At 71.1% G+C, this 7,427-nt stretch carries 5 protein-coding genes and 1 pseudogene; all 6 read left to right on the forward strand.

Annotated features, from left to right (window positions below; translation table 11 throughout):
- Positions 1-385 precede the first annotated feature (385 nt).
- On the forward strand, positions 386-1,804 hold the full coding sequence (locus G3I65_RS35145; protein ID WP_160699919.1) for an APC family permease: 1,419 nt from the start codon (positions 386-388) through the stop codon (positions 1,802-1,804).
- Positions 1,805-1,816: 12 nt separating this feature from the next.
- Positions 1,817-3,730, forward strand: a complete 1,914-nt coding sequence (locus tag G3I65_RS35150) for a primary-amine oxidase (RefSeq protein WP_160699920.1) — start codon at positions 1,817-1,819, stop codon at positions 3,728-3,730.
- A 1-nt stretch (position 3,731) separates the two neighbouring features.
- Positions 3,732-4,304: a hypothetical protein gene (locus tag G3I65_RS35155; RefSeq protein ID WP_160699921.1), complete on the forward strand. Its 573-nt coding sequence runs from the start codon at positions 3,732-3,734 to the stop codon at positions 4,302-4,304.
- Between the two features lie 19 nt (positions 4,305-4,323).
- Complete coding sequence (locus G3I65_RS35160; protein ID WP_160699922.1) at positions 4,324-4,791, forward strand: DUF4231 domain-containing protein; 468 nt, start codon at positions 4,324-4,326, stop codon at positions 4,789-4,791.
- A gap of 58 nt (positions 4,792-4,849) precedes the next feature.
- Positions 4,850-6,484: an AMP-binding protein gene (locus tag G3I65_RS35165; protein WP_163046808.1), complete on the forward strand. Its 1,635-nt coding sequence runs from the start codon at positions 4,850-4,852 to the stop codon at positions 6,482-6,484.
- 112 nt (positions 6,485-6,596) lie between these two features.
- Positions 6,597-7,427 (forward strand): annotated as a pseudogene (locus tag G3I65_RS35170) (hypothetical protein); the annotation flags it as partial.

A 7,427-nucleotide genomic window follows, 5' to 3' on the forward strand; every position in this document is an offset into this window, starting at 1 on the left:
GGGCTCGCGGCCATCGCCGCCGACGGCGCGGCCCCGGCCACCGACTGCGCGAACACCGGCAGCGGCCCGAGGTTGCGCCGGTCGAGCCCGGACATCGGGGACTCCGCGCGCACCGGCGGCAGCAGTCTGGGCGGCAACGACATGGGATCTCTCCTCCCGGGGCGCACCACGCTAGACAAGGTCTGTCACGCAGGTATTACGGGCCGTTCGCGCGCCGCACAAGTCGAATGAGAATCTCCGCGCGGGCCGTTCCCGCGTTCGGAGAACGGGCCCGGCCGGGTTCCCGGTGCCGGAGACGGGGGTTTGACGCGCGGCGAACCGGTCGGCAACGTGGCTCGGCAAGCCTGGGCCGACCGCAAGTCCCCGTCCTCTCCGGAGGTCCGCAATGGACACATCCGCGTCACGCTCCCTCTCCGGCTCCCTCGGTGCCGGCTCCATCGTCTTCATGGTCGTCGCGGCCGCCGCGCCGCTGACCGTCGTCGCGGGCAGCGTCCCGCTCGGCCTGGCGCTGGGCAACGGCGCCGCTTTCCCCGCCACCTTCGTCGTCTGCTGCGTCGTCCTGCTGCTGTTCGCGGTCGGGTTCTGCGCGATGAGCAGGCACGTGCCCGACGCCGGCGCGTTCTACACCTACATCCGGCGCGGCCTCGGCCGGGCGCCGGGGCTCGGCGCCGCGTTCCTCGCGCTGGTCACCTACACCGCCGTCCAGCTCGCCGTCTACGGCTACCTCGGCGCGACGCTCGACGGCCTCGTCCGGCACTACGGCGGGCCTGCCGTGCCATGGTGGGTGTACGCGGCGGCGGTGCTCGCCGTCGTCGGCGTGCTGGGCTACCGGCACATCGAGCTGAGCAGCAAGGTGCTCGGCGTGCTGCTGCTCTGCGAGGTCGGCATCGTGCTGGTCTTCGACGCGGTCGTCACCGTCCGCGGCGGCTCGCCGTCCGGCCTGTCGGCGGCGCTGTTCGACCCGGCGAAGATCGGGTCGGGGTCGTTCGGCATCGCGATCATGTTCGCGATCGCCAGCTTCATCGGCTTCGAGGCGACGGCCATCTTCCGCGACGAAGCCCGCGACCCGGCCCGGACCATCCCGCGCGCCACGTATACGGCGCTGCTGCTCATCACCGGGTTCTACGCGCTGTCCTCGTGGGCCGTCGTGTCGGCGTGGGGCGACGACGCCGCGGTCGCCCAGGCCGGGACCGACCCCGGCACCATGCTGATCACGACCGTCGGGAACTACCTCGGCACGGCGGGCTCGGACATCGTCCAGGTGCTGCTGGTGACCAGCCTGTTCGCCGCCGCGCTGTCGTTCCACAACGTCCTCGCGCGGTACGCGTTCTCGCTCGGCAACTCCGGCGCGCTGCCCGCGCACTGCGGGCGCAGCCACGTCCGCCACGGCTCCCCGCACGTCGCGTCGGTCGTCCAGACGCTCTCGGCGCTGGTGTTCGTCGCCCTCTTCGCGGTCACCGGGATGGACCCGGTCACCCAGGTGTTCTCGTGGATGGCGGGCACGGCGACCCTCGGCGTGCTCGCGCTGATGACGATGACGTGCCTGGCCGTGCTCGTGTTCTTCCGCCGCACCGGCGCCGACCGCCGCGTCTGGCACACGGTCGTCGCGCCCCTGCTGGGCTTCGCGGGACTGGCCGCGTGCCTGGTGCTCACCGTCGGCAACTTCCCGACGCTCATCGGCGGGTCCGCGACGCTCGCCGCGATCATCGGCGCCGTGCTGCTCGGCGCCTTCGTGCTCGGTCTCGTGCTCCACCGGGCGCTGCGCCCGGCCACCGCCGTCGTCCCCGCCGCCGAACCCGCCTGAACAGGAGCGATCATGACCCTCACCGACCGGGCCGCCACCACCGCCACCCACCCGCTCGACCCCGTGAGTGAACCCGAGGTGACCGCGGCCCGCCGCGTCCTCGCCGACGCCGGGCTGCTCGGCGACGCCGTGCGGTTCGCCTTCTTCGCCCTCGAAGAACCGGCCAAGGCGGACGTGCTCGCCTTCCGCACGGGCGACCCGCTCGACCGCCGGTTCCGCGCCCTGCTGCTGGACCTCGCCGACGGCAGCTCGCGGGACGTCGTCGTCTCGGTCACCCGGTCCACTGTGGACTCCGTGACGGAGCTCGACCCCGCCGTCTCGGGCCAGCCGCCGATCATCGACACCGAGTTCGAGCTCGTCGAGGACATCGTCAACGCCGACGCGACGTGGACCGAGGCGCTGGCGCGGCGCGGCATCGACCCGGCGAGCGTGCGGTCGGTGCCGCTGTCGGCGGGCGCGTACGACCTGCCGGGCGAGGCGGGCCGGCGGATCGTGCGGGTGCTCGGCTTCCAGCAGTTCCACGAGAAGGACCACCCGTGGGCGCACCCGGTGGACGGCCTGGTGGCCTACGTCGACCTGACGCGCCGCGAGGTCGTGCGGGTGCTCGACCACCGCGAGCTGCCGGTGCCGCAGGAGCCGGGCAACTTCGACGACCCGGCGCAGACCGGCCCGCGGCGCACGACGCTCAAGCCGATCGAGATCACGCAGCCGGCCGGGCCCAGTTTCAGCGTCGAGGGCAGCCGGGTCCGGTGGGAGAACTGGGACCTCCGGCTCGGCTTCAACGAGCGCGAAGGCCTGACGCTGCATCAGCTGTCCTTCCACGAGCGGCCGGTGCTGTACCGGGCGTCGGTCGCGGAGATGGTGGTGCCCTACGCCGACCCGTCGCCAGTGCGGTACTGGCAGAACTACTTCGACTGCGGCGAGTACATGTTCGCCCGCTACGCGAATTCGCTGGAGCTCGGCTGCGACTGCCTCGGCGAGATCCGCTACTTCGACGCGACGATCGCCGACGACTTCGGGCAGCCGCGCACCATCCGCAACGCGATCTGCCTGCACGAAGAGGACTTCGGCGTGCTGTGGAAGCACAGCGACATGTTCGCGGGCTCCAGCGAGACCCGGCGGCAGCGGCGGCTGGTGATCTCGTTCTTCACCACGATCGGCAACTACGACTACGGCTTCTACTGGTACCTCTACCTGGACGGCACGATCCAGCTGGAGGCGAAGGCCACCGGCATCACGTTCACCTCGGCGTTCACCTCGGGCGAGTTCGCCACGGAGGTGGCGCCGGGCCTCGGCGCGCCGTTCCACCAGCACCTGTTCTCGGCCCGCCTCGACGTGTGCGTGGACGGTCCGCGCAACGCCGTCGACGAGGTCGAGGCCGAGCGGCTCCCGGTGAGCCCGGCGAACCCGTACGGCAACGCGTTCCGGGAATCCCGCACGCGCCTGACGTCGGAGTCGTCGGCCGCGCGCGTGGCGGACAACAGCCGGGCGCGGACGTGGCACATCGTCAACCCGGACCGGCGGAACCGCGCGGGCCGCGAGGTGGCGTACGCGCTGTACCCGGAAGGGCAGCCGACGCTGCTGGCCGACGAGTCGTCGTCGATCCACCAGCGAGCGGCGTTCGCGACGAAACACCTCTGGGTGACCCGCTACGACCCGGCCGAGCGCTACCCGGCGGGCGACCTGGTCAACCAGCATCCAGGCGGCGCGGGCCTCCCGGCGTGGACGGCGGCCGACCGGAGTGTCGACGGCGAGGACATCGTGCTGTGGCACACGTTCGGCCTCACCCACTTCCCGCGGCTGGAGGACTGGCCGGTGATGCCGGTCGACTACGCGGGCTTCACGCTGAAGCCGGTCGGGTTCTTCGACCGGAACCCGACGCTGGACGTCCCGCCGTCGCCGAACGGGCATTGCCACGGTGCCTGAGGTGTTGCTGCCTGCGCGCTGCCGGTGGGCCCATGTTGCGGTGGGCGCGGCGATGGTGGCGATGCTGGTGCCGGGGTGGGACGGGTTGGGGCCGTTGGGGTGGGCGGGCTTGCTCGGCGGAGTCGCGTACTGGGCGGCGGGCGCCGCGGGGCCGGTTCGGGCGCGGTTGCCGGTGTTGTGCGACCTGGTGGCGACGGCGGTGCTGGCGGTGGTGATGCCGCTGGAGGGTGCGCATGCGGTGGCGGTGCCGGGACACGTGCACGGTGGGGTGGGCGGCGGGGTTTCGCCGCGGGTGGTGGTTGTGGTTTGGGTGGTGGTGCGGTGCTGGATCGCCTGGTCGGGTCGGAGGTCGCGCCGGGCCGTGGAGCTGGGCCGGGTGGGGGAGATGCCAAGCTGGCGGGTCGTGGACCTCGGCGAGGTGAGGCGTCGGCTGGCCAAAGAGCCGGTGCTCGGGCCCGCGGCTCTGAGCCGGTGGGCTGCCGACCTTGGCCGGCGGGTGCGGGAGCCGAAGGTGGCCGCCGCGGTCGGGGCTGAGGTCGCCATGGTTGCCGGGATGGTGTTGATGGTCTGGTGAAGGTGGCTACTGTCGCGCCATGACTTCGCGTAGTTCGGGTGCCGAGGGCGCCGGCGATCCGTGGGATGAAGCCGATCCCGCGTTGGCTGTCGCGTTGCGGGAGCTGGGGTGGTACCGACGGAACGCGGATCGGAACCGGGTGGCGAACCGGGCCACCGAGGTCGCCTTGCTGCTCGGGTCCGCGGCCACCACCGTGGCCGCCGCGCTCGGGGCGGTTGCCTGGGTGACCGCGGTGCTGGCCGCGGCGACTCTGGTCGTCACCGGGTTGCGGCGGTCCTTCGACTGGCACGAGAACTGGGTCGAGTTCATCGGCCGCTGGTCGGAGCTGCGGAGCGTCGTCCACCAGTACCGGCTGCTGCCCGAAGACCGCCGCGGCGAGGCGGACCGGCGGGCGTTGCTCGCCGCCGTCGACGAGATCGTCGCCTCGGAGACCCAGCGGTGGGCGTCCCGGCGGCGCAAGCTGCAGGAAAACACCAGTCAGGGCTGACGCCGGTGTCCAGTTCTTGGACACCGGCGGCCGCATCCCGGACGTGAGGATGAACCCCATGCTCAGTTACGCATCCGGCGCTTCCGCGGTGCCGCTGCTCGGGGACACGATCGGCGACAACTTCGATCGGACGGTGGCGGCGTTCGGGGACCGCGACGCCCTGGTCGATCGGACCGCGGGGCGCCGGTGGACCTATCGGGAGCTGGCCGCCGAAGTCGACGCTCTCGCGCTCGGACTGGTGGCGCGGGGGATCGGCAAGGGTGACCGGGTGGGGATCTGGTCGCCGAACCGCGCGGAGTGGACGTTCCTGCAATACGCGACGGCGAAGATCGGCGCGATCCTGGTCAACATCAACCCCGCCTACCGGTCACACGAGCTGGAATACGTCCTGAACCAGGCGGGGATCCGGTTGCTGGTCGCCTCAGACAAGTTCAAGACCTCCGACTACCCGGCCATGGTCGAAGAAGTCCGGGAAAAGTGCGCCGCCTTGGAGCACGTCGTGATCCTCGGCGGCCCGGATTGGCAGGCCCTGATGACGGCCGGTGGGGACCCGGAGCAGGTGAAGCATCTGCAGGCCGGGTTGTCAGCCGATGACCCGATCAACATCCAGTACACCTCGGGCACGACCGGGTTCCCGAAGGGCGCGACGCTGTCGCACCACAACATCCTCAACAACGGCTTCTTCGTCGGCGAGCTGTGCAACTACACCGAGACGGACCGGGTGTGCATCCCGGTGCCGTTCTACCACTGCTTCGGGATGGTGATGGGCAACCTCGCCTGCACCAGCCACGGTGCGTGCATGGTGATCCCGGCACCGGCGTTCGACCCGAAAGCCACCCTGGAAGCGGTGGCGGCGGAGCGGTGCACGTCGCTGTACGGGGTGCCGACGATGTTCATCGCGGAGCTGAACCACCCGGACTTCGCGAGCTTCGACCTGTCGTCGCTGCGGACGGGGATCATGGCGGGCTCGCCGTGTCCGGTGGAGGTGATGAAGCAGGTCATCGACCGGATGGGCATGGCCGAGGTGTCGATCTGTTACGGCATGACCGAAACCTCACCGGTGTCCACCCAGACCCGCGCCGACGACTCGATCGAACGTCGCGTCTCGACGGTCGGGCGGGTGGGGCCGCACCTGGAGGTCAAGGTCGTGGACCCGGAAACCGGCCTGACCGTGCCGCGCGGGGAGCCGGGGGAGCTGTGCACCCGCGGGTATTCGGTGATGCTCGGCTATTGGGAGCAGCCGGACAAGACAGCCGAGGCGATCGACACGGCGCGCTGGATGCATACCGGGGATCTGGCGGTGATGGACGGCGACGGCTACCTCAACATCACCGGCCGGATCAAGGACATGGTCATCCGCGGCGGGGAAAACCTGTACCCGCGGGAGATCGAGGAGTTCCTCTACACCCACCCGGACATCCTCGACGCGCAGGTGATCGGGGTGCCGGATGAGAAGTACGGCGAGGAGCTGATGGCGTGGGTCCGGATGCGCGAAGGCGCCGAGCCGCTGACCGCGGAGAAGGTGCGGGAGTTCTGTGAGGGCAAGCTGGCTCGCTACAAGGTCCCCCGCTACGTCCACGTGGTGGAGGAGTTCCCGATGACGGTGACGGGCAAGGTCCGCAAGGTCGAGATGCGCGAAAAGTCGATCACCCTCCTCGGCCTCGAGAAAGCCGCCACCACCCAGCACGCCTGATTACGCCGATCGGGTGTTCTGACGCCGCCGTTCAGACCAGGTCTTCCATTTCGCCACCGAGTGCCATTACTGTCCCCCAATCGGACGCCGTCAGCGAGGAGGCGACGGGAACGTGCGGGAACCGATGTCGCTTCGCGCCGAAATCGAGCTGTCGTGGCGCCGGGCGCGCCTCGGCGGGGTCGAGCCGGACAACGCGCTCGAGCGGGCCGCGTTCCGGGCCGTCGACCGGTCCAGCCGGCTGGTCGTGGCCGCCCGGCCGGTCCTCGACGAGATGGCCGACCAGCTGCGGGGCACCCGGTTCTGCACGATCCTCGGCGACAGCTCGGCCAACATCGTCGACCGCTGGTGCGACGACACCGCCGTCGAGCACGCGCTCGACCGCATCGGCGCGCTGCCCGGGCGCTACTTCGCCGAAGAGTCCGCGGGCACCAACGGCCTCGGCACCCCGCTCGAAGTAGGCCGCGGCATGGTTGTGCACGGCGGCGAGCACTACGTCGAGGCGCTCAAAGCGTTCAGCTGCTACGGCCACCCGATCTACCACCCGGTGACCCGCCGCATCGCCGGCGTCCTCGACATCACCGGCATCACCCGCGACGCCAACCCGATGCTGGCACCGTTCCTCGTCCGCGCGGTCCGCGACATCGAACGCCGCCTGCTGGAAGGCGCGCGGCTGTCCGAACGCCGGCTGCTGAACGCCTTCCAGACCGCCATGCGCGAACGCCCGGGCCCGGTGCTGGTGTTCGGCGCCGACGTCGTGCTGATGAACCAGGCCGCCACCGACCTGCTCGACGCCGCCGACCACGGCGTGCTGCGGGCGCTCGCCCTCGACGGCCCGGACCGGGAGTCCTGGACCCGGCGGCTGTCGCTCGGCTCGGGCGCGGGCGTGCGCGTGCTGGCCGAGCGGATCCCCGGCACCGGCGACGGCACGCTGCTGCGGCTGGAA

The sequence above is a fragment of the Amycolatopsis sp. SID8362 genome, from assembly GCF_010550475.1.
Taxonomy (GTDB): Bacteria; Actinomycetota; Actinomycetes; order Mycobacteriales; family Pseudonocardiaceae; genus Amycolatopsis; species Amycolatopsis eburnea.